Source organism: Methylobacterium segetis (assembly GCF_004348265.1).
GTDB lineage: Bacteria > Pseudomonadota > Alphaproteobacteria > Rhizobiales > Beijerinckiaceae > Methylobacterium > Methylobacterium segetis.
The window spans coordinates 1-22,481 of the sequence record NZ_SMNT01000082.1; the positions used below are offsets into that span (position 1 = coordinate 1).

Below are 22,481 nucleotides of genomic sequence, written 5' to 3' on the forward strand. Positions count from 1 at the left end.
CCGCCCCGTGCCGGGAGGGTTCGCCCCGCCGCAACGGTCCGCGTGCGCCCGAGCCGGCCGCGCCCTCCGGTTCGCGAGCCTAGCGGCGCATCCGGTCGGCCGTTCCGATCGCGCATTGCTGGATGAGGAGCGCCACGAGGCCCGACCAGCCCGTCTGATGCGAGGCGCCGAGGCCGCGCCCCGTGTCGCCGTGATAATACTCGTAGAACAAGACGTGGTCGCGGAAATGCGGGTCGTCCTGCTCGATGCGGCTCTCGCCGTAGACCGGGCGGCCGGCCGGGCCGCGGGCCGAGAGCCCGATGAGACGGCGCGACAGGTCGTCGGCGATCTCCTGCAGCGACCGGAACTCCCCCGAACCCGTCGGCGCCTCCACCCGGAAGTCGGGGCCGTAATAGCCGTGGAACCGGTGCAGGCTCTCGATCAGCAGGTAGTTCACCGGCATCCAGACGGGGCCCCGCCAGTTCGAGTTGCCGCCGAAGAGGCGCGAGCGCGATTCCGCGGGCTCGTAGGCGAGGCCGAGGTCGCGGCCCTCGTAGGGGAAGCAGAAGGGCGCCTCGGCGTAGCTCCGCGAGACGGCGCGCACGCCGTGGTCCGAGAGGAACTCGGCCGGATCGAGCATCCGCCGCAGCAGCGCCTTGAGGCGGTGGCCGCGCAGCAGCGAGAGCAGCGCCGTGCGGCCCTGGCCGGGTTCGTTCCAGCGGGAGACGAGGCGGGCGAGGTCGGGCCGGTTCACGAGGAAGAAGCGCAGCCGCTCGACGAGGCGGGGCAGGCGCGCGACCTCCGCCTCCGACAGGACGGCGACGGCGAAGATCGGGATGAGCCCGACCATGGTGCGGACGCGGATCGGACGGCGCTCGCCCTCCGCCGTCTCGATCACGTCGTAGAAGAAGCCGTCCGCCTCGTCCCAGACCCCCTCCCCCGTGGCGGCGGCGATCAGGAGGAAGTGCTCGAAGAACTTTTCGGCCATGTCCTCGTAGGCCGGATCATCGCGTGCGATCTCGATTGAGACCCTCAGGACGTTGATCGCGAACATCGCCATCCAGGCCGTCGCGTCGGACTGGGTGAGCGTGTCGCCGTTCGCCAGGGGCTTCGAGCGGTCGAAGATGCCGATGTTGTCGAGGCCGAGGAAGCCGCCCTGGAACAGGTTGCGGCCGGCCGCGTCCTTCCGGTTGACCCACCATGTGAAGTTGAGCGTCAGCTTGTTGAAGGCGCGCTTCAGGAAGGCGTGATCGGGCGTGCCCGTGAGCGCCCGGTCGAGCTCGAACACCCGCCAGGCGGCCCAGGCGTGGAGCGGCGGGTTGGCGTCGGAGAACCCCCATTCGTAGGCCGGCAAGGCGGCGTTCGGGTGCGTGTAGGCCTCGTCGATCAGGAGGAGGATCTGGCCCTTGGCGAAGTCGGGGTCGATCATCGCGAGGACGAGGCTCTGCAGGGCGAGGTCCCAGGAGGCGAACCAGGGATATTCCCAGGCATCCGGCATCGAGATGATGTCGTTGGCGCGCACATGCGCCCAGTCGCTGTTGCGGCCGGATCTCCGGCTCTCGGGGGGCGCCGGCTGGGCGGGATCGCCCGCGAGCCATTCCCGCACGTCGTAATGGTAGAGCTGCTTCGACCAGAGCATGCCGGCCAGCGCCTGCCGCTGGACGGAGCGGAGATCCGGGTCGGCGATCCCCCTCTGAAGGGCCGCGTAGAAGGCGTCCGCCTCGGCCTCGCGCTCGGCGAAGACGGCGTCGAAATCGGCGAAGGGCTCGCCGGGCGATCCCGCGGGGCGGAAGCGCAGGCGCAGCGTGCGGCTCTCGCCGGGCCCGAGGTCGAGGCGGTGAAGGGCGGCGCATTTGGTGCCGCGCCGGGCCGGGTTGACCGCCCCCGCCTCGCCCTCGACGAGGTAGCGGCCGATGCCGTCCTTGTAGAACCCGGCCGGGTCGCCGACGCCGAAGAGCCGGGGCTCGTTGGTGTCGTTCTCGGTGAAGAGGAGTTCGGCCGGCCCCTCGACGGCGAGGCGCATCGGGGCCAGTGCCGGATGCACGGCCGCGACCGCGGCATCCCCGTCAGCGGAGAGGTCCGGGCGCAGCGCGCCCGCCCGCCAGGACCACGTGTTGCGGGCGAAGAGCTGCGGCAGGACGCAGAGTGGGGCCGGCTCGGGGCCGCAATTCTCGATCGTGACGCGCATCAGCACGTCGTCCGGCGCGGCCTTGGCATAGGCGATCCCGACGTCGAAGTAGCGGCCCTCGTCGAACAGGCCCGTGTCGAGGAGCTCGAATTCCGGGTCGTCGAGGCCCCGCGCCCGGTTCTCGGCGAGGAGCCGCTCGTAGGGGTAGGCCCCGTGCGGGTACTTGTAGAGCATCCGCATCAGGGAGTGGGTCGGGGTCCCGTCGAGGTAGTAGTAGAGTTCCTTGACGTCCTCGCCGTGGTTGCCCTCCTCGTTCGTGAGGCCGAACAGGCGTTCCTTCAGGATCGGGTCGCGTCCGTTCCAGAGGGCGAGCGACAGGCACCAGTTGAGGTGCGTGTCCCCGAAGCCGCCGATCCCGTCCTCGCCCCAGCGATAGGCGCGGGACCGGGCGTGGTCGTGGGGCAGGTAGGTCCAGGCATCGCCCTCCGCGCTGTAATCCTCGCGGACGGTGCCCCACTGGCGCTCGCTCAGATACGGCCCCCAGAGCCGCCAAGCGGCATCGGTGCGGGCGAGCGCGAGGCGCGCGCCCTCGGCCGTGTCGAAGATGCGGGGCGCCTCGCAGGCGTCGGAGCCGGGATCGGGCATGGGGGGTCCGGGGCTGGCGGGGCCGATGCTCAGCCATATGGGCCGCGCCGGCCCCGCGCCCACGCGGGACGGCCGCGGGGGCCGCTCGGTCGGATAGCGCGCGCCGCGCGCTTCACGGGCGCGCCCCGATGGTGTAGGCGCGGCGGCTTGAGCACGCCCCGGCCCCGGCCGGCCCGCGCCCCTCGAGGCCCGAGACCGCAAGCGATGACGAGCCGCATCGAAGCCACCTTCGCCCGCTGCCGCGCGGAAGGCCGCGCCGCCCTCGTGACCTACGTGATGGCGGGCGACCCCGATCCCGAGACCTCGCTCAAGGTGCTGGAGGCGCTGCCGCGCTCGGGCGCCGACATCGTCGAGTTCGGGCTGCCCTTCACGGACCCCATGGCCGACGGACCGGCGATCCAGGCGGCGGGCCTGCGCGCCTTGAAGGCGGGCCAGAACGTCGCGGGCACCCTCGACCTCGTGCGCCGCTTCCGGGCCGGCAATGCCGGGACGCCCGTGATCCTGATGGGCTACTACAACCCGATCCACACCTACGGCGTCGAGCGCTTCCTCGCCGACGCGATCGGGGCGGGCGTCGACGGCCTCATCGTCGTCGACCTGCCGCCGGAGGAGGACGACGAGCTCTGCCTGCCGGCTCTCGCCAAGGGCCTCGCCTTCATCCGCCTCGCCACCCCGACGACGGACGAGCGGCGCCTGCCCGCCGTCCTCGCGAACACGGCGGGCTTCGTCTACTACGTCTCGATCACGGGCATCACCGGCACGGCGACGCCGGACTTCGGCAGGGTCTCGGATGCGGTCGCCCGCATCCGCCGTCACACCGACCTGCCGGTGGTGGTCGGCTTCGGCGTGAAGACCGGCGCGCACGCGGCGGCGATCGCGCGGGGCGCGGACGGCGTCGTCGTCGGCTCGGCCCTCGTCGACACCCTGGTCCGCTCCCTCGACGCGGACGGCAGGGCGCAGGCGGGCAGCGTCGAGGCGGTGTCGAATCTCGTGCGGGACCTCGCCGAGGGCGTGCGCGCGGCCTCCGCCTGAGGACGGCCACACTGGCGGGCTAGGGGCGCGCAACCGATATCAGCCTCGGCTCAGAGCGAACGGCGCTTCATGATGGTGGAACCGATGAACTGGATCTCGGAGGTCGTGCGCCCCAAGATCAAGACCCTGTTCAAGCGCGAGACTCCGGAGAATCTCTGGATCAAGTGCCCGGACACGGGCCAGATGGTCTTCCACAAGGAGGTGGAGGGGAACCACTGGGTGATCCCCGGCTCCGAGCACCATCTGAAGATGAGCGCCCAGGCCCGCCTCAAGATGATGTTCGACGAGGGCACCTGGATCGACGTGCCCCTGCCGGAGGTCGCGGCCGACCCGCTCAAGTTCCGCGACGAGAAGCGCTACGTCGACCGCCTCAAGGAGGCGCGGGCGAAGACCGGGATGGCCGACGCCTTCAAGATCGGCTTCGGCCGCGTCGGCGGCATCCCGATGACGCTCGCCGCCCAGGAATTCGGCTTCATGGCGGGCTCCCTCGGCATGGCCGCGGGCGAGGCCTTCATCCGCGGCGCCGAGACGGCGCTGGACAAGCGCACCCCCTACATCCTGTTCTCGGCCTCCGGCGGCGCGCGCATGCAGGAGGGCATCCTCTCGCTGATGCAGATGCCGCGGACCACGGTCGCCGTGCGGCGCCTCAACGCGGCGAAGCTCCCCTACATCGTGGTGCTGACGAACCCGACGACGGGCGGCGTCACCGCCTCCTACGCCATGCTCGGCGACGTGCACCTGGCCGAGCCCGGCGCCCTGATCTGCTTCGCGGGCCCCCGCGTCATCGAGCAGACGATCCGCGAGAAGCTGCCGGACGGGTTCCAGCGCGCCGAGTACCTGCGCGAGCACGGCATGGTCGATCAGGTGGTGCACCGGCACGCCCTGAAGGAGACGGTCGCCCGGATCTGCGGCCTCCTCATGAACACGGCCCCGGACGCCGCCCGCGTGGCGGCCCCCGCCCCGAACACGGCCCCGGTGCCCGAGCCGGCCTGACAGGACGCGACACGAGAGCGCGACGCACGACATGGATTCCTCCGACGCGCTGATGGCGCGCTTCCTCGCCCTCCACCCTCGCACGATCGATCTCTCGCTCGGGCGCATCGAGGGGCTGCTCGCCAAGCTGAACCACCCCGAGCGGCGCCTGCCGCCGGTGATCCACGTGGCCGGCACCAACGGCAAGGGCTCCACCATCGCCTTCATGCGGGCGATCCTGGAGGCCGGGGGCCTGTCGGCCCACGTCTACACATCGCCGCACCTCGTGCGCTTCCACGAGCGCATCCGCCTCGGGGCGATCGGCGGCGGCCAATTCGTCGCCGAGGACCGGCTCGCCGACGCCTTCGCCCGCTGCGAGGCGGCCAACCGCGGCGACCCGATCACCGTGTTCGAGATCACGACGGCCGCGGCCCTGCTGCTCTTCTCCGAGGCGCCGGCCGACGTGCTGCTCCTCGAGGTCGGGCTCGGCGGCCGCGTCGACGCCACGAACGTGATCGACCGGCCCGCCGCTGCGGTCGTGACCCCGATCGGGCGGGACCATGCCGAGTATCTCGGCGACACGGTCGAGGCGGTGGCGGGCGAGAAGGCCGGCATCTTCAAGCGCGGCTGCCCGGCGGTGATCGCCGCCCAGGATTATGCCGAGGCCGATTCGGTGCTCTGCCGCCACGCCGAATCGGTCGGCGCGACCCCGATCCTCGTCGGCAACCAGGATTTCTCCGTCCACGAGGAGAGCGGGCGCCTCGTCTTCCAGGACGAGACCGACCTGTTCGACCTGCCCAAGCCGCGCCTGATCGGGCGCCATCAGCTCACCAATGCGGGCACCGCGATCGCGGCGCTGCGGGCGGCGGGCTTCGGGGATATCGGCACGGCCGCCCTGGAGACGGGCCTGCGGCAGGTCGACTGGCCGGGCCGCCTGCAGCGGCTGAGCCGCGGACACCTCTCCGCCCTCGTCCCCGTCGGCTCGGAACTCTGGCTCGACGGCGGCCACAACATCGACGGCGGCCGCATCCTCGCCGCCGCCGCCGCCGATCTCGGCGAGCGCAGCGACGTCCCCCTCGTCCTCATCGTCGGGCTGCTCGGCACCAAGGACGCGGAGGGCTTCCTGCGCAATTTCGTCGGGCTGTCGCGGGCGCTGATCGCCGTGCCGATCGCCGGCCAGATGGCGGCGCGCCCGGCCGAGGAGGTCGCCGAGATCGCCAGCAGCGTCGGCCTGAGCGCCCGCACCGCGCCGAGCGTCGAGGCCGCCCTCGCCCTGGTCGGGGACATCGCCTTCGAGCGGCCGCCGCGGATCCTGATCTGCGGCTCGCTCTACCTCGCGGGCGCTGTTCTGACGGCGAACGGCACGCCGCCGACCTGACGAGCGCCCGCCGAACACTTCAACCGTGCAGTGCATCCGGCTCGATGCCGGCAGCGGGACTGTGGTTGCCGGCGGCCTGATCGCAGGAGAACCGTCATCCCCGTTCTCCACCGGTACGCCGGGCAAGTTGTCGAGTGCCGGGCGGTGTGGCCTCAGCGCTACATCTTAACTGTGGAAAATCCCTTAGTTTCGCCACCGATCGGGCATAATGCTGGGGATCAAAAAGTGAAAAAGCTTCTCTCGACCTTCGCCGCCTTCACGGCGCTCACCGCAGCGGCCTCCGCTGCCGACCTGCCGCGCCGCGCTGCGCCGCCAATCTTCACGCCGGTTCCGGTCTTCACCTGGACGGGCTTCTACGCCGGTTTCAACGCCGGTTACGCCTTCGACGCCGGCAACACGAACCTCAACGGCTTCACGCAGACGGCGAACAACCCCGTCACGCTGACGGGTCCGGGCGGCGCCGCCGTTCCGGCCGCGATCCTGCCGCTCAACGCCACCCTCGCCTACCGCAATGCGGAGCGTGACGGCTTCACCGGCGGTGGCCAGATCGGCTACAACTACCAGTTCACGCCGGGCGCCGGTGTGGTCGTCGGTATCGAGGCTGACGCCCAGTACCTCGACTTCGGCGCTCGCCGGAACAACGCGTTCACCACCAACGCGGCCGTCATCAACCCGAACTTCGTGCCGGTGAACGGCGTGCTCAGCACGCTCGACTTCTTCGGTACCGTTCGCGGCCGCATCGGTTACGCCTTCGACCGCGTCCTGTTCTACGGCACCGGCGGTTTCGCCTACGCTTCGGGCGACAGCCGCCTGAACCAGTTCGCGAACGTCGCCCGCGGCAGCGACTTCCTCACCGGCTGGGCTGCCGGTGGTGGCGTCGAGTACGCGCTCCCGACCGACTCGTTCCTGAACTTCTTCCGCTCCTCGGCGGTGACGCTCAAGGTCGAAGGTCTGTACGTGAACCTCGATCGCGGTCGGGGCACCGTGCTCCCGGTCGTCGGCGGCCTGCAGACCGCTGGCGGTCTGGTCCCCGTCTACAACCAGTTCGGCACCGTCCGCCGCGACACCGAGTTCGCCGTCGTCCGCGCCGGCCTCAACTACAAGTTCGGCACCTACTAAGCCGAACAACGGGTCTCGAAACCAGGAAGCCCGGCCGCAAGGCCGGGCTTTTTGCTTTTCTCCCGCTGGCAGGCCGCAGAGACGAGAAAGGCCCGGCTCGTGGAGCCGGGCCTTTCCTGTTCGAGGCGTCCCGTCGGAGACCGGCCCTAGGCCGAGGCGGTCTGGATCCAGCGGGAGAGATCGCCCTTCGGCGCGGCGCCGACCTTCTGGTCCACCCGCTGCCCGTTCTTGAACAGGAGCAGCGTCGGAATCGAGCGGATGCCGTACTGCGAGGCAATGCCCGGGTTCTCGTCGACGTTCACCTTGGCGATCTTCACGCGGCCCTGAAGGTCGGCCGAGATCTCCTCCAGCGCGGGGCCGATCTGCCGACAGGGGCCACACCACTCCGCCCAGAAATCCACGACGACGGGCTCGGCGGAGTTGAGAACATCCTGCTCGAAGCTCGCGTCGGTCACTTTCACCGTCGCCATCACAGTCCCTTTCCGGTTTCGCGGCCGGAAGACCTCTCACAGGGCGCCCTCGCCGCGACTGCGGCAGAATTGGCGACGCTCCCCCTGAGGGTCAAGGCGCCCTGCAACCGGGGCAGAGCAGAGACGCCCCAGGCTCATGAAAGGGGTTGGTCCCCGGCCTCGCGCCGACCCGCAACCTGGGCCGAATCGTCCCGGTGGCGGCGCCCGACCCTCGCCGCGACCCCTCCTGCGCCCCATCTCCCCGCCCATCGGCCGCCGCCGGGCGGCACCGGCCTTAAAGCCCGGGACCTGTCGAGCCGTCCACACGGACGCGCCGCGACCAAGCCCCCGGCGAGGCGGACCGCATGGAGGAACACCGCACGTGACGCGCATCCATCCCACCCTGCTCGCCACCGTCGCCGCGCTGAGCCTCAGCCTGCCGGCCCTCGCCCAGAATGCCGCGCCCGAGACGCCGGCCTCCCGCGTCGAGGGCGGCGCCTTCGCCGCGCCGAGCAGCGACTCGGCGGGCTCCTCCCCTGCCGAGACCGCGGAGCCGAACACGGGCTACAAGCCGCTCCTGCCGAACCAGACCCGGGCTCCGAAGCCCGCCGAGGCGGCCCGGGTCGAGGTCGCGACGGTGGTCAAGGGGCTCGCCAGCGCCTGGGCGCTGGAATTCCTGCCGGACGGGCGCATGATCGTGACGGAGAAGGCCGGCAAGATCCGCATCGTCGGCAAGGACGGCAAGGTCGGCGCCGCCCTCGCCAACGTGCCGAAGGTCGATGCGCGGGGCCAGGGGGGCCTCCTCGACATCGCGCTGAGCCCCGGCTTCCGGAACGACCGCACGATCTACATCAGCTACGCGGAGCCCCGCGAGAAGGGCAACGGGACGACCGTGGCCAAGGCGACGCTGACCGAGAGCGGCGACGGCGGCAGCCTCGACAATGTCAAGGTGATCTTCCGGCAGACGCCCTCCTACGAGGGCGACAAGCATTTCGGCTCGCGCCTCGTCTTCACGCCGGACGGCAAGCTGTTCGTCACGGTCGGCGAGCGCTCGGACAAGGGGCCGCGCGTGCAGGCGCAGGACCTGTCGAGCGGCCTCGGCAAGGTCTTCCGCATCGACACGGACGGCAACGCCCCGAAGGACAACCCCTTCGTCGGCAGCGAGAAGGCCAAGCCCGAGATCTGGTCCTACGGGCACCGGAACGTGCAGGGCGCGACCCTGGACGGCCAGGGCCGGCTCTGGACGATCGAGCACGGGCCGCGCGGCGGCGACGAGCTGAACCGGCCCCGGCCCGGCCTGAATTACGGCTGGCCGACCGTGACCTACGGCATCGAGTATTCGGGCGAGAAGATCGGCGAGGGCATCACGCAGGCGGGCGGCACGGTGCAGCCGGTCTATTACTGGGACCCCGTGATCGCGCCCTCCAGCCTCGCCTATTACGACGCCGCGCTGTTTCCCGCCTTCAAGGGCAACTTCGTCATCGGCGGCCTGATCAGCGCGGGTCTCGTGGTGCTCAAGCTCGACGGCGACAAGGTGGTGACGGAGGAGCGCATCGACCTCGGCGAGCGCATCCGGGACGTGAAGGTCGGCCCCGACGGGGCGATCTACGCGGTCACGGACGGGCCGGACGGCAAGGTCCTCAAGCTCACGCCGAAGAACCGGGAGGGCTGACCGCGAGGCCCCGGAGCGCGTCCGCGATCTCCGCCTCGCCGAGGCGGCGGATCGCCGGGCCCGAGGTCCAGACGAGCATCGGCACGATGCGGTGGCCGGGATAGACCCGGCCGAGGAGCGCCGCGTAGAGGGCGATCTGAGCCGCGTCGGCCTCCGGCAGCGGCGCCCCGCCTTCCGGCGGCCGGCCGGTCTTGAAATCGGCCAGCCACACCGTGCCGTCGCGGACCGCGAGGCGGTCGACCCGGCCGTAGACCGGGCGCTCGCGGCCCTCCGCCAGCACGCGCCCGGACAGCGTCACCTCCGCGCGCGCCTCGCGGGCGAAGAGCGGCGCGAGGTCGGGCTCGTCGATGAGGGTGAGCGCCGCCTGCGCGATGGCCCGGCGCTTCGGCTCGGGCAGGCCGGGTGCGCGCGCCCGCACGAAGGTGGCGGCGGCCTCCGCGCGCCGCGCGGGATCGAGCCGCGGCAGGTGCTCGAGCAGCGCGTGGATCAGCACGCCGCGGCGGCGCGCCTCGGCATCGGCGAGGCGGCGCCCCGAATCGCGCCGTCCATCCGCCCCCCGCAGGCTGCCCGAAGGGCTCAGCGGGGGCGCCGCATCCGTCTCGGGCGCCACCGGTGCCCGCAGCCAGCCCGGCAGCGGCACCGGCGCCGAGCCCCTCCGCGCGGCGGCGAGGCTCAGCCCCGCATCCTCGCCGTCCCGCCACAGGGTGACCGAGCCGTATTCCGTCTCGACCGTCTCGCCGGGGCCGAGCCGGAGCTCCAGGCCGGCCTCGATCATCCGGCACCACGCCGTCTCGGCGGCCTCCGTGCGGCCCCGGTAGGGCGCGATCACGAGGCGGTCGGCGGCCCGCGTCATGGCGACGTAGAGGAGGCGGTTGTGCTCCTCGCGGGCGCGGGCCTGGATCTCGGCGCGCGCCGCCGCGGTCGCCGCGCAATCATGCGCCCGGGCGCTCGACCAGACGGGGGGCAGCGCGGCCCCCTCCCCCGCTGGCATGGCGAGGAGCGGCGGGTCGTTGCGGCCCAGGGGCTCGCAGCCGTCGATGACGACCACGACCGGCGCCTCCAGGCCCTTGGCGCCGTGGACGGTCATCACCCGGACCTCGTCGCGGCCGGCCTCGAGGTCGCGCTTGACCGTGTGGCCGCCGTCGCGCGCCGCCGACCCCGTGAAGCGGGCGAGGAAGCCGCCGAGGGAGGGCGCGTCGCTCCCCTGCTCGGCCTGTGCGGCGGAGGCGAGGAACACGTCGATCGCGTCGCCGGCCTCGCCGCCGAGGCGGGAGACGAGGCGCGCGCGCCCGTTCATCGGCCCGAGCAGGGCCGCGTAGAAGCCGAACGGCCCGTGCGCGGCGGCGAGGCGGATCCAGCCGGCAAGCGCCGCGCGGCCGCGGATGGCGGCGGCGTCGCCCGCGTCCGCGTGGCGGTGGAGCGCGTCCTCCAGGGTCTCGGACAGGTCGCGGCGGGCCGCGATCCGGATCAGGTCGTCGTCGCTGAGCCCGACGAGCGGCGTCTTGAGGGCGGTGGCCAGCGTCAGGTCGTCGGCGGGCAGGAGCCCGGCCCGCCCCGCCGCGACGAGGTCGTTGACCGCGATATGGGCGGCGACGTCGAGCCGGTCCTGGCCGGCGACCGGCACGCCGAGCCCCTTGAGCGCCCGGATCACCTCCTCGAAGGCGGTGCCGCGCTTGCGCACGAGGATCAGGATCTCGCCCGGCGAGCGGCGGCGCCCCTGCTCGTCGCCCGTGGTGATCCAGGTCTTCACGGCGCGGGCGATGCGGCGCGCCGTCCGGATCGCCGGGGCGTTCGTCTCGGGCGCGTCGACGGGGGCGGCCCAGGCATCGGGCTCGACCTCCTCGGCCGGCTCCTCGATGCACCAGAGCTCGACCGCGCCCGCCTCCTCGCCGCGGGCGGTGGAATGGACGGTGCCGATGGCCGCGTCGTCGAAGGAGAGGCCGCGATAATGCTCGGGCACCGCGAAGGTGGCGTCGACCGCCCGCAGCACGCCGCGGGCCGAGCGGACCGAGAGGGTCAGCCCGACATCGGCGAAGGCGTGCTCGGCCGCCCGCGCCTCGCCCGCCCAGGCCCGGCGCGTCACCTCGAACTCGCGGGGCTCGGCACCCTGGAAGCTGTAGATCGACTGTTTGGGGTCGCCCACGGCGAATCGCGTGCGGCGCACGCGCCGCGCGCCCTCGCCGGCCGCGAACTCGGCGGTGATCCGGCGCAGGATCTCCCATTGGTGCGGGTTGGTGTCCTGCGCCTCGTCGATCAGCACGTGGTCGACGCCGCGGTCGAGCTTGTACAGGACCCAGGAGGCGCCGACCCGCGAGAGCAGGTCGAGGGTCTTGTGGATCAGGTCGTCGAAATCGAGCGCCCCGAGCCGGGCCTTCTGCGCCTCGACGCGGCGGTGGATCTCGGCGGCCAGCGTGAACAGGGCCCGGGTCCGGGCATGGGCGCGGGCCGCCCGCAGGCGCTCGAACAATCGCTCCAGCCGGTCGCGCTCGGCGATGAGCGCCTCCCGCAGACCCTCCGGCACCGCCTTGGTGCCGAGGCTTTTCGCCGATTTCGGCTCGTCCTTCTGGGTGAAGAAGACCGAGCGGTAGGCTTCGATCGCGCCGACCGGATCCTCCGCAGCGTGCGCGCGGCGCGCGTCGAGAAGGGCGTCGGCAAGACCCTCGTCGGTGCTCTTGCCGGTGCGCAGAGCGTCCGCCTGCCCGGCGAGGTCGGAGAGCCCGTCGAGGATCCGCGCCTCGATGGCTTGTGCGGTCTCCTCCGCCGCGAGGCCGAGGGAGGCCGAGAGCGCGGAGAACAGGGGATCGAGGCCGCCGCGCGCGCCGAGGACGTGGCGGGCCTGGATCGCGGCGCGGATGGCCTTCCGCAGGACGTCGCCCGTCGCCTCGGGGGCCACGAGGGCGTGGGCCTCGGTGAGGTGCGGGTGGAGCGTGCCGATCGCGTCGGCCAGCACGTTGTCGGTCTCGACCGCGAAGGCCTCGCGGGACTGGTTCTCGTCGAGGACCACGAAGCGGGCCGGCACGTTCGCCTCGAAGGGGAACATGTGCAGCAGCCGCTCGCAGAGGGCGTGCAGGGTCTCGATCTTGAGGCCCCCCGGCGTCTCGACCGCGCGGGCGAACAGGCGGCGGGCCGCCTCCAGCATCGTCCGCGAGGGCCGCTCGCCCGTCAGCTCGGTCAGCTCGGCGGTGAGCGCCGCGTCGTCGAGGGTCACCCAGCGGCCGAGGCGCTGGAAGACGCGGATCGACATGTTGGCGGCGGCCGCCTTCGTGAAGGTGAGGCAGAGGATGCGCCCGGGCGCGGCCCCGTCGAGGAGGAGGCGCACGACCCGATCGGTGAGGACCTTGGTCTTGCCCGCGCCGGCATTGGCCGAGACCCAGGCGGAGGCGCGCGGATCCGCCGCCTGCCGCTGGGCGGCGACCGTCAGCGCGTCGACGAGGACGGGGGTGGTGCGGGCGGACATCAGCCCTCCTCCTCGCCGCCGAGCGACCATTCGAGCACCCGGGCGAGGTGGTCGTAATCGCCGTAGGCGCGGGCGTATTTCGGGTAGGGGCGCGAGACGTAGGCCGCCTCGCCGGTGAGGAAGCGGGCGATGAGTCCGCGCAGGCGCTCGGCATGCTCGGCGACGATCGCCTCGACGGGGCGCGCGTCGCCGCGCGGCGGCTTGACCGGCACGGGATGGAAGGCTTTGCGGCCGCCGGAGGCGTACAGGTAGAGGAGGTCGGGCGTCGCCGTCACCGCGGGCAAGCCCTCGAAGGCGCCGTGCATCAGCATGGCGGCCTCCAGCGTCAATTGCGGCGAGAAGCCCGCGAAGACTTCGCGGGCGCTCGGGGGCGCCCCGGTCTTGAAGTCGACGATGCAGGCCCCCCCGTCGCGCCGCCACTCGATCCGGTCGGCCCGGGCGCGCAGCGTGAAGGTCTCGGAACCCATCGGGATCACCCAGCGCCCGGAGATCTCGGGATGCACGCGGGCGAGGTCCGCACGGCGCTGGATTTCCCAGGGGAGGTAGGCCGCCGCCATCCGCTCGTAGCGGGGCCACCATTCCGCGTAGAGCTCCGGATAGACGTCCTGGATCGGACCGAAGGCGTTGAGCGCGAAGGCGAAGAGCAGCTCCTCCGCCCGCGCCGGCAGGGTCTCGGGATGGGCCTGCGCGAAGGCACCGAGGATCGCGTGGATCAGGGTGCCGCGCTCGCTCGCGCCCGGCAGGGCCGCCACCGGCTCCAGCGGGTCGAGACCGAGCACGTGCCGGGCGAAGATGGCGTAGGGGTCGCGCACCAGGGTCTCGATCTCGGTGACGCTGAGGGTACGCGGGAACAGGGCCGGGTCGGCCTTCGGCTTCGGCTGGGTCAGGCGCGGCTGCGGCGGCTCGGCGCCACCGTCGAGGGCGGCGGCGTAGGCTGCGAGGCGCCGACCGCGCCCGAGCGCTCCCTGCCAGACCTCCTCGCCGACGAAGGCGCGCATCCGCTGCAGGAAGCGCGAGGGCACGGTCGGCGCGCCCTCGCGCTTGCCGGACCGGGTGATCACCGCGTCGCGGCAGCCCAGCGCCTGCACGAAATCGTGGGCGCTCTGGCCGATGCGCCGCTCCGGCGGGTTGAGGCCGACGCGCTCGCGCATCGGCCGGTTCAGGAAGGCATCGGTGACCGTCTTCATCGGCCAGACGCCTTCGTCGAGCCCGCCGAGCACCACCCGGTCGACGCTGAGGAGGCGAGCCTCCAAGAGGCCGAGGATGCGCAGGCGCGGATGCGGGGCCGCGGTGGCGCAGGGCACCACGCGCTCGCGGGCGAGCGCCGTGAAGAAGGCGGGGTAGTCACCGAAGCGGCCGGGCAGGAGGCCGGAATCGGCGAGTTCGAGATCGTCGAACAGGGCGTCGAGGCAGGCGAGGGAGGCGTCGGGCTCGGCCTCCGGCGCCTCGTCCGGCCCCAGGATCAGCCAGTCGCAAGCGGCCCGGTGGCGGCACGCCACGGCGACGAGGTCGCCGATTCCGCGGGCATCGTCGCCCGGGAATTTGGCGAAGGCGAGGGCCAGCCGCTCGACCAGCGCCTCGGCGAGGTCCCAGTCGACCGGCTTGAGGCGGCGCTTCGCGCGGGGGCGGCGCTCGCCGTCGCGCGGGTTCCGCGCCTCATCGAGCGCCCGGCGCAGGCCCTCGAAGCCCGGAGCCGGGGCGGGCCCGCGCAGCACGCCGATCTCCAGGGCGGCGGCGCCCCGCACCACGTCCTCGCGGTCGAGGCCGAGCCGCACCAGCGGGTGGGCGAGGAGCGTGATCAGGCGGGCCGGGTGGAGATCCGCGGCGAGCTCGGCCGCGAGCCGGGCGAGGCGCCCGGCCGAGCTCTGGGCGAGGGCGAGCCCTGCCGAATCCTCGGCGACGATTCCCCAGCGGGCGAGTTCCGCCGCGACGCGGGTTGCCAAGCCCCGGTCCGGCGTGACGAGGGCCGCCGTGGCGCCGGGGCTCTCGAGCGTCTCGCGCAGGGCGAGCGCGGCGATCAGCGCCTCCTCGCGCTCGTCCGCCGCCTCGGCGACGGTAACGTCCGCAAGGCCGCGGGCCGCGATGTCCGCGCGCGTGGCCGGCTCGATCCGCGCCCAAGCATCGGTGGTCTCGGCCGGGCGCAGGGCCTCGGACAGGAGGCGCACGCGCGCCGCGAGGTCGGGCGCGGGCGTCCCGAGGGCGGTCACCGCCCCGCGCTCCAGGCGCAGGCCGCCGGGGCCGAGGAGCCGGTGCAGCACCGCCTGCGGGTGGCCGTGGGCGATCTGCCGCTCGAAGCCCTCGCCGGTCTCGATCCCGTCCCAGCCCGCCGCGTCGAGGTCGAGATCGAGCCCCGGAAGCACCACCGCGCCGCGGGGCAGGCCGGCCACCGACGCGATCAGGCGGGCGGTCGCCGGCACGGAGCCCGTCGAGCCCGCCACGACGACCGGGTCGGCTGGGCGCTCGCGCGTCAGGCGGTCCGCCTCGGCGAGGACGAGGCGGCGGGCGCGGGAGACCGGGTCGCTGAGGCCGCGCTCGGCCAGGATCTTCGGCCAGTTCTCGGCGGCGATGCGCACGAAATCGAGGGTGAGGCCGAAATACTGCGAGTACTCGGCCTCGACGGCGCTGCCGATCTCGGACCAGGGCAGCCCCTCGACGGTGAGCGCGTCCATGAGCCGTTCGAGATCGGCCGCGAGGCCGACCGCGTCCGAGGGCGAGGACGGCACGAGGAAGGGCACGTCGTCGTCGATCGGCAGGAGCTTGCGGTCGACGGTCTCGGCCCAGGCCTGGACGAGGCGGGCGAGGATCAGGCGCCGCTCCAGCGGCGGCATCGAGGGGTGGAGCGCGTCCGGGCCGTTCTCCAGGAGCGGGTTCGCCGCGAGGTCGAGTTCCGCCTCGTCGGCCTCGCCGAGGGGGATCATCCGCGGCAGGAGGGCTGCCTCGCCGAGGCGCTCGGCCAGCACGGTGCCCAGCGCCCGGGCCGCGCGGCGGGTCGGCACGTAGATCGTCACGGCGGCGAGCGCCAGCGGATCGCTCCCGAGGTCGCCGACGAGGCGCCCCTCGATCAGGGCTTCGGCGAGCGCCGGCAGGAAGGGCGCGCCGGGCGGGATGGTGAAGACGCGGGATTCCGTCATGGAGAACCGTGGCACCCCTGATCTGGCGCGGGCCCCTTCTCGTTCCGAGAGGGACAGGGTGAGGGGCTCGCTCGATCCGGAGAGGTCGCCCCCCTCGCCCGGTGCGCCGACGCGCCCGCGACCTCGCCCGAACCGGAGAGGTGGGACGTCGAGACCAACCCGGGGATGCGGAGAAACCTGCCGGCCAGCATCACGTCGTCGCCCCGCCTCCCGATCGCCATCGCCACTTGTCGCCGAGGACGGATGACACGTACTCGTTCGCCCTTCGTTCCGCAATGAAGCGCGGCCTCACGGCACCTGTGCGCTGGCCCGCACCCGCTCTTCCGCGGCCGCGATCGCCTCGGGCGTGCCGACATGGAGCCACTGGCCGTCGAGACGCAGGCCGTAGAGGCGCCCGCGGGCGATGGCGCGGTCGAACAGCAGGTTGAGGGAGAACGAGCCCTCCGGCGCGTCCGCGAAGAGCTCCGGCTTCAGGATCGCGACGCCCGCGTAGATGAAGGGCGCGACCTTGCGCTCGCCGCGCCGCTCCAGGCGCCCGTCCGGGTCCATCACGAAGTCGCCCGTCCCCTCGTAGCCGAGGCTCGTCGCGGTCGGCGCGACGAGGAGCAGGATGTCCATCGCGGCCGGGTCCCATTGGGCGACGAGGCGCGCGAGGTTCGGCTCTGGCCCTTCGAGCCAGAAGGAATCCGAGTTGAAGACCACGAAGGGGTCGGGCCCGACGAGGTCGAGCGCCTTCCTCACCCCGCCGCCGGTCTCGAGGAGCGCGGCACGCTCGTCCGAGACCGCGATCCTCGGCAGGCCCTCGCGCCGGGCGAGATGCGCCTCGATCAGGTCGGCGAGCCAGTGGACGTTGACGATCGCCCGCGTGATGCCCCCTTCCGCCGCCCGGTCGAGGGTGTGGTCGAGGAGCGCCTTGCCGGCGACCTCGACGAGGGGTTTCGGCAGCGTCGCCGTGACCGGCCGCATCCGCTTGCCGAGCCCGGCCGCGAGGACGAAGGCGCAGGTGATGGCGGGCGGGTTCGTGACGTGCGCGCTCATGCGGGGGCTCGCGGGACCGGTCGGTGCGGGGTGGGGTTCAAGCCTCGGGCCTCGCCACCAGGGCGGCGAGGCCGGGCAGGTGCTCCTCGTGCCACAGGCGCAGGCGCGCGAGCGCCGGGTGGGCGAGGTTTCGGGCGAGATAGCCCTCGATGCGCGGCAGGTGGGCGAGATAGCCCGGCTTGCCGTCGCGCCGGTCGAGGCGGGCGAAGATGCCGAGGATCTTGGTGGCGCGCTGCGCGGCGAGCAGCGCGTAGGCGCGGGCGAAGCCCTGCATGTCGAAATCGGGCTCGCGGGCGCGCCGCTCGCGCACGTAGAGGCCGAGCAGCCGCAATTCGAACTCGGCGCTCGCGTCGACGCGGGCATCCTGCAGGAGCGAGGCGACGTCGTAGGCCGGGTGGCCGAGCACGGCGTCCTGGAAGTCGATCAGGCCGACGCGCTCCAGCCCCTCGCGCTCGGGCAGCCAGATCAGGTTCGGCGAGTGATAGTCGCGAAGCGTCCAGGTCGGGCGCTCGGGAATCGCACCGCGCAGGGCCTCGGCCCAGAGGGCGAGGAAGTCGTCCCGGGCCGCGGGCGCGAGGGTCACGCCGCGGATCGCGGGCGCGTACCATTCGGGCAGCAATTCGGCCTCGAACAGCAGCGCTTCGGAATCGTAGGGCGGCAGGACGTGGTCGATGCCCTCCGCCACCGGCAGCACGTTCGGCAGCTCCATGGCGTGGAGCTTGGCGAGCACCCGCACGGCCTCCGCGTAGCGCTCGGGCCGCGGCCCGCTCGCGTCGACGACGGGCTCGGCGCCGAGATCCTCCAGGATCAGCAGGCCCGCGCCGAGATCCTCGCCGAAGATCCGGGGCGCGGAGAAGCCGAGCGCGCGCAGGCCGCGGTCGACGGCGACGAAGGCGTGCACGCTCTCGGCGAGCTTCACGATGGCGCTGTAGGGCTTGCCGTCGCGCACCGGCGGCCCGTCGGCCCGGGGCGGCGAGATCACGAGGATCGCGGTCGCGCCGTCGGCCTTCCGCAGGCGCTCGTAGGCGCGGCTGGAGGCGTCGCCCTGCATCGGGATCCGCTCGGCCTCGTCCCAGCCCGCCCGCACGAGGAGGCCGCGCAGGGCCCGCGCCCGGTCGAGGCGGGCGCGCATGCCGCCGCTGCCGTCGATGCTGGCGAAGCGCGAGCCCTCGCCGAACTCGCGCCGCAGCGCCAGGTCGACCGTGAGGACCGGGCCCTCGCGGGCCGGCAGGCGCTCCGGCCACTCGACGAGGGTGATCGCGCCCTCGGTCAACTCGTCGAAGCCGAGCTCGACGAGCTCGTCCGGTCCGCGCAGGCGGTAGAGGTCGGCGTGCACGATGGCCTGCCCGCGCCTTCCCTCGTAGGGCTGGACCAGGGTGAAGGTCGGGCTCGGCACGTCGAGGTCGGGCTCGCCGGTCAATTCGCGGATCAGCGCGCGGGCGAGCGTGGTCTTGCCGCCGCCGAGGCCGCCGGAGAGCGCCACGAGGTCGCCGGGCCGGAGTAGCTCGGCGAGGAAGCGGCCGAGATCCTCCGTCGCGCCCTCCTCGGGCAGCACGATCTCCCAGGGCGGCGGGCCAGCCTCGGCGGACGCGGCGCCGTGCGCGTCGCGCGCTGGGATGTCCGGACCGTCCTCACTCACCGCCATGTCCTCCGAACCCTGCAGCGGGCGTTCCCCGTGAGGAGAACGCGGATGCAACCGTTCTTAGCGGAGGATCCTTAACCAAAATCGCGCGCCGGCTTAAGCCGGCTTCAGCGGGCGGGCTGGAAGCTGATCGTCGCGACCGCGCGCTTCGTGCGGTCCTCCGGCCAGGGCGCGGCGGCCTGCGGGGGCCGGCCCGCATAGACCATGGTGCCCTGCCCCTTGCGCAGGGTGACGCTGCCGCGCCCGGTCCTGAGGGTGACGATTCCGTCGAGGACGAGGACGCCGTAGCCGCCGTCGATCGCCCCGCCCCAGACCGTGGTGCCGCGCACGCCGAGCGTGCCCACCGCGGTCCTGATCGCGACGTTGCCGCCGGTCGGCCCCTCGATCTTGCCGCCGACGAACAGGAAGGCGCCCCGCACCACGTTGAGGTCGAGCCGGCCCCCGCGCTGGCCCGGCCGATAGACGAAGGCGTCGATCGTGATCTTGGCGTGTTCGCCGAGCGTGACCTTGGTCCCGTCCGCGAGCTGCGATTCGAGGCGGGATGCGCCGCCCGTGCGGATCATGTCGTTGAAGTAGACCGGCCCGCCGAGGGTCATGTCGCGGGGCTGGCCGTCGAGGACGGCGACCGCCTGCCGCTCGACCTTGTCGACCCGGCCGACCTGCGCGGGGGCGGCCGCGGCGCTCCCGGCCGCGAGGGCGAGGAACAGGGTCAACGACGGGAGGCGAAGCACGACGGTCCCCTTCGGCTCACTGTGGGTGGGGCGGCGTCAGGCCGCCGGAAGGCGGTGGGCGACGGGCTCCATCCCGTTCCACGAGCGGATCAGGGCGAGCGTCTCGGGCAGCGGCACGGGCCGGCCGAACAGGTAGCCCTGGCCGTAGGCGCATCCCATCGCGGCGAGCGCGACCGCCTCCTCCCGCTCCTCGATGCCCTCCGCGACGACCGGGATGCCGATCTCGTCGGCGAGCCGCAGGATGGTCTGGACGATCTTGCGGTCGCGCGGCTCGGAGAGCATCGCCCGCACGAAGGCCCGGTCGACCTTGAGGGTCGTGATCGGCAGCGTGCTGAGATAGCTCAGCGACGAGTAGCCGGTGCCGAAATCGTCGATGGCGATGCCCATCCCGCTCGCGCGGCAGAGGGTCAGCGCATCGGCGGCGCTCCCCGGGTCCCGCATCAGGGTGCTCTCGGTGATCTCGAGCTTGAGGCTGCCCGGCGCGATGCCGGTCGTGCGCAGCATCTCGCAGATCATGCCGGGGAAGCTCGCACGGGCGAGATCGTGGCCGGAGACGTTCACGCTGACGAACAGGGAGCCGTCCACCGCGGCGACGTTCTGCAGGCCGGCCAGCATGATCTCCGGCATCACCCGGCCGACCTCCGCGACGACCCAGTCCGTCACGTCGACGATGAGCCCGCTCTCCTCGGCGACGGGGATGAAGGCTGCGGGCGGCACGAGGCCGCGCTCGGGATGACGCCAGCGGATCAGCGCCTCGAAGCCGGCAAGCTGCTCGCCGCCCAGGCGGACGATCGGCTGGAAGAACAGCTCGAATTCCCGCCGGTCGAGGGCGCGGCGCAGCTCGCGCTCCAGCACCACCGCGGAGATCGCCGCGTCGAAATCGGCCTGCGCGGACGGCGAGGGACCGGCGGGCGGCGCGTCCCGGCGGGCGACGACGCCCTTCTCCTTGAGGAGGGAGGCGGTCTCGCGGTAGCGGGCCATCACGACGCCGAGGCAGAGGCGCAGGATCGGGTCGGTCTCGGAGAGGCGGTGGCGGATCTGCGCCTCGCTCACGGGCACGAGGAGGCAATCCTCCAGCGCGCGGGCGGAGGCCGAGCGCGGGTCGGAATCGAGGATCGCCATCTCGCCGAAGATCTCGCCCGCCCCCCGCACCGCGAGCGGGATCTCGCGCCCGTCGCGCCTCAGGAAGATCTCGATGCGGCCGCTCGTGATCAGGTACGCGTAGGCGCCCGGCTCCCCTTCCTCGAACAGGATCGTGCCGGCGGGCAGCGTGATGTGGGCGTAGGGGTCGTGCATGGGGTCCCTCGACCGCGGCACGGGCGATAAGGTCCTGATGGCACGCAGGCGTTAAACAAACCTCAAAGGGCTTCACGAGGTCTGCGGCGGATCCTGCGGATTCACGAATTCATCGGTTCTCGCGCGCAGAATGACGGGCGGGACAAATACAATTTGAAGCTGAATCCATGCGAAATCCTTGCCGTGCCCTCCTGCGGCGGCTCGCGCCGGCCCTGGCCGGCCTCGCGGCGGTGGCGGCCCTGATGGGGGCCCGTCTCACGGTGCCGGAGCCGTTCGAGCGGGCACGCCTCGCCCTGTTCGACGCCGGTCAGCGGGCCGCCCCTCGCGCGGGCGGCGGGCCGGACTCGCTCGTGCGGATCGTCGACATCGACGAGGAATCCCTGCGCCGCGTGGGGCAATGGCCCTGGCCGCGCTCGGTCGTCGCCCGGCTCGTCGCGGCCCTCCAGGAGCAGGGACCGGCGGCCATCGCCCTCGACACCGTCTTCGCCGAGCCCGACCGGACCTCGCCCGCCCGCCTCGCGCAGGAATGGCGCGAGGCCCGCGGCTGGCGCGTCGAGACCGGCACGGACGCCCTGCCGGACAACGACCGGCTGCTCGCCGAGACGATCGCCCGCGGCCGCGTCGTCCTCGGCTACGGGCTGCTCCCGCAGGACAACGGCGCGCGGATGCCGGAGGCGCCGGGCTTCGCCCTGATCGGCGGCGATCCCGCGGCGACGGTCGCCCGCTTCGCCGGGGCCGTGCCGAACCTGCCCCTCCTCGACGCGGCGGCGGCCGGGCGCGGCAGCTTCTCGCTCAAGGCCGGGTCGGACGAGATCGTGCGACGGGTGCCGCTTCTCAGCGCCCGCGGCGGCAGCCTCGTGCCGGCACTCGCGGTGGAGGCCCTCCGGGTCGCGCAGGGCGCGGACACGCTCCTCGTGCGCACGGAGCGCGCGGGCGCCGACGGCCCCGTCACCGGCTACCTCCTGCGCGTCGGCGCCCTCGACGTGCCCCTCGACGCCGAAGGGACCTTCCGCGTGCATCACAGCGGAGCCCTGGCACGGAACGCCATCCCGGCTTGGCGCCTGCTGGAGCCGGCCGTCGACGCGGATCTCGGCCGCGACGTCGCCGGCAAGGTCGTGCTCGTGGGAACGAGCGCCCTCGGCCTCTCGGACCTGCGCGCGACGCCGCTCAACGCCTTCGAGCCCGGCGTCGCCATCCACGGGGAGGTGATCGAGCAGATGCTCGCGGGCCACGTCCTCGAGCGCCCCCTCTGGGCCGCGGGCGCCGAGTGCCTCGCCGCCGGGCTGATCGCCCTTCTCGTCGTGACGCTCGCCGCCCGCGCCCCCTTGCGCCTCGCGGGCGGGGCGGCGCTCGCCGGCCTCGGCCTCGCGGCGGCCTTCGCTTGGTTCGCCTTCACCCGCGAGCGGCTACTCCTCGACCCGACCCTCCCCGTCGGCGCGATCCTCGCCGGCTTCGGCGCCACCACGCTGACGCGCCACCTCCTCGTCGAGCGGGACGCCACGCGCCTCAGGACGGCCTTCACCCACTACCTCTCGCCGGACCTCGTGGCGGCGCTCGCCCGCGAGCCCGAGCGGCTGAAGCTCGGCGGCGAGACGCGGGAGATGACCTTCCTGTTCACCGATCTCGAGGGCTTCACCGCGATGACCGAGACCCGGGGCGCCGAGGCCTTGGTTGCCCTGCTCAACGCCTATCTCGACGGCCTCTGCGGGGTCGCGATGGAGCATGGCGGCACCGTCGACAAGATCGTCGGCGATGCGGTGCACGTGATGTTCAACGCGCCCCTCGACCAGGCCGACCACGCCGCCCGGGCCG

The 22,481-nt window shown here is 73.0% G+C and carries 14 protein-coding genes; 6 read left to right on the top strand and 8 right to left on the bottom strand.

What is annotated here, in order from left to right:
* Window positions 1-79: 79 nt before the first annotated feature.
* The gene (locus E1J50_RS19095; protein ID WP_132255416.1) at window positions 80-2,752 is read right to left on the bottom strand and encodes an MGH1-like glycoside hydrolase domain-containing protein; all 2,673 of its coding nucleotides are present in this window, start codon (window positions 2,750-2,752) and stop codon (window positions 80-82) included.
* Window positions 2,753-2,956: 204 nt separating this feature from the next.
* Between E1J50_RS19095 and trpA the strand changes: the two genes are divergently transcribed.
* From trpA to E1J50_RS19115, 4 genes are all read left to right on the top strand, one after another.
* Entirely contained in the window at window positions 2,957-3,784 is an 828-nt protein-coding gene (trpA, locus tag E1J50_RS19100) for a tryptophan synthase subunit alpha (protein ID WP_132255417.1), read from the top strand.
* A gap of 72 nt (window positions 3,785-3,856) precedes the next feature.
* Complete coding sequence (gene accD, locus E1J50_RS19105) at window positions 3,857-4,777, top strand: acetyl-CoA carboxylase, carboxyltransferase subunit beta (protein ID WP_245516652.1); 921 nt, start codon at window positions 3,857-3,859, stop codon at window positions 4,775-4,777.
* Window positions 4,778-4,808: 31 nt separating this feature from the next.
* On the top strand, window positions 4,809-6,134 hold the full coding sequence (locus E1J50_RS19110) for a bifunctional folylpolyglutamate synthase/dihydrofolate synthase (protein WP_132255419.1): 1,326 nt from the start codon (window positions 4,809-4,811) through the stop codon (window positions 6,132-6,134).
* 225 nt (window positions 6,135-6,359) lie between these two features.
* Window positions 6,360-7,253, top strand: coding sequence for an outer membrane protein (locus E1J50_RS19115; protein WP_132255420.1), 894 nt, complete (start codon window positions 6,360-6,362; stop codon window positions 7,251-7,253).
* 146 nt (window positions 7,254-7,399) lie between these two features.
* On the opposite strand, the gene trxA is transcribed toward E1J50_RS19115, so the two are convergent.
* On the bottom strand, window positions 7,400-7,723 hold the full coding sequence (gene trxA, locus E1J50_RS19120) for a thioredoxin (protein ID WP_132255421.1): 324 nt from the start codon (window positions 7,721-7,723) through the stop codon (window positions 7,400-7,402).
* Window positions 7,724-8,084: 361 nt separating this feature from the next.
* On the opposite strand from trxA, the gene E1J50_RS19125 reads away from it, so the two are divergent.
* Entirely contained in the window at window positions 8,085-9,374 is a 1,290-nt protein-coding gene (locus tag E1J50_RS19125) for a PQQ-dependent sugar dehydrogenase (protein ID WP_245516651.1), read from the top strand.
* On the opposite strand, the gene addA is transcribed toward E1J50_RS19125, so the two are convergent.
* The 6 genes from addA to E1J50_RS19155 form a co-directional block, all read right to left on the bottom strand.
* On the bottom strand, window positions 9,349-12,831 hold the full coding sequence (gene addA, locus E1J50_RS19130) for a double-strand break repair helicase AddA (RefSeq protein ID WP_132255423.1): 3,483 nt from the start codon (window positions 12,829-12,831) through the stop codon (window positions 9,349-9,351). The two genes, E1J50_RS19125 and addA, sit on opposite strands and share 26 nt — an antisense overlap.
* The gene (gene addB, locus E1J50_RS19135) at window positions 12,831-15,962 is read right to left on the bottom strand and encodes a double-strand break repair protein AddB (RefSeq protein ID WP_132255424.1); all 3,132 of its coding nucleotides are present in this window, start codon (window positions 15,960-15,962) and stop codon (window positions 12,831-12,833) included. The genes addA and addB overlap by 1 nt, the downstream gene beginning before the upstream one ends.
* A gap of 288 nt (window positions 15,963-16,250) precedes the next feature.
* Window positions 16,251-17,000, bottom strand: coding sequence for a nucleotidyltransferase family protein (locus E1J50_RS19140; RefSeq protein ID WP_132255425.1), 750 nt, complete (start codon window positions 16,998-17,000; stop codon window positions 16,251-16,253).
* Window positions 17,001-17,037: 37 nt separating this feature from the next.
* On the bottom strand, window positions 17,038-18,645 hold the full coding sequence (gene tsaE, locus E1J50_RS19145; protein WP_132255426.1) for a tRNA (adenosine(37)-N6)-threonylcarbamoyltransferase complex ATPase subunit type 1 TsaE: 1,608 nt from the start codon (window positions 18,643-18,645) through the stop codon (window positions 17,038-17,040).
* A 104-nt stretch (window positions 18,646-18,749) separates the two neighbouring features.
* Window positions 18,750-19,373, bottom strand: a complete 624-nt coding sequence (locus E1J50_RS19150; RefSeq protein ID WP_132255427.1) for a FecR family protein — start codon at window positions 19,371-19,373, stop codon at window positions 18,750-18,752.
* Between the two features lie 36 nt (window positions 19,374-19,409).
* Window positions 19,410-20,669 (bottom strand): EAL domain-containing protein, encoded by a 1,260-nt coding sequence (locus tag E1J50_RS19155; RefSeq protein ID WP_132255428.1) that lies wholly within the window; start codon window positions 20,667-20,669, stop codon window positions 19,410-19,412.
* A gap of 167 nt (window positions 20,670-20,836) precedes the next feature.
* On the opposite strand from E1J50_RS19155, the gene E1J50_RS19160 reads away from it, so the two are divergent.
* Window positions 20,837-22,481: CHASE2 domain-containing protein (locus tag E1J50_RS19160; RefSeq protein WP_132255429.1), on the top strand; the 1,645-nt coding region annotated here is incomplete at its 3' end.

What these genes read in the sequence shown, in the direction of transcription:
- E1J50_RS19095 (WP_132255416.1), bottom strand. Translation starts at nt 2,752, where the DNA reads ATGCCCGATCCCGGCTCCGACGCCTGCGAGGCGCCCCGCATCTTCGAC.
- trpA (WP_132255417.1), top strand. Translation starts at nt 2,957, where the DNA reads ATGACGAGCCGCATCGAAGCCACCTTCGCCCGCTGCCGCGCGGAAGGC.
- accD (WP_245516652.1), top strand. Translation starts at nt 3,857, where the DNA reads ATGGTGGAACCGATGAACTGGATCTCGGAGGTCGTGCGCCCCAAGATC.
- E1J50_RS19110 (WP_132255419.1), top strand. Translation starts at nt 4,809, where the DNA reads ATGGATTCCTCCGACGCGCTGATGGCGCGCTTCCTCGCCCTCCACCCT.
- trxA (WP_132255421.1), bottom strand. Translation starts at nt 7,723, where the DNA reads ATGGCGACGGTGAAAGTGACCGACGCGAGCTTCGAGCAGGATGTTCTC.
- addA (WP_132255423.1), bottom strand. Translation starts at nt 12,831, where the DNA reads ATGTCCGCCCGCACCACCCCCGTCCTCGTCGACGCGCTGACGGTCGCC.
- addB (WP_132255424.1), bottom strand. Translation starts at nt 15,962, where the DNA reads ATGACGGAATCCCGCGTCTTCACCATCCCGCCCGGCGCGCCCTTCCTG.
- E1J50_RS19140 (WP_132255425.1), bottom strand. Translation starts at nt 17,000, where the DNA reads ATGAGCGCGCACGTCACGAACCCGCCCGCCATCACCTGCGCCTTCGTC.
- tsaE (WP_132255426.1), bottom strand. Translation starts at nt 18,645, where the DNA reads ATGGCGGTGAGTGAGGACGGTCCGGACATCCCAGCGCGCGACGCGCAC.
- E1J50_RS19155 (WP_132255428.1), bottom strand. Translation starts at nt 20,669, where the DNA reads ATGCACGACCCCTACGCCCACATCACGCTGCCCGCCGGCACGATCCTG.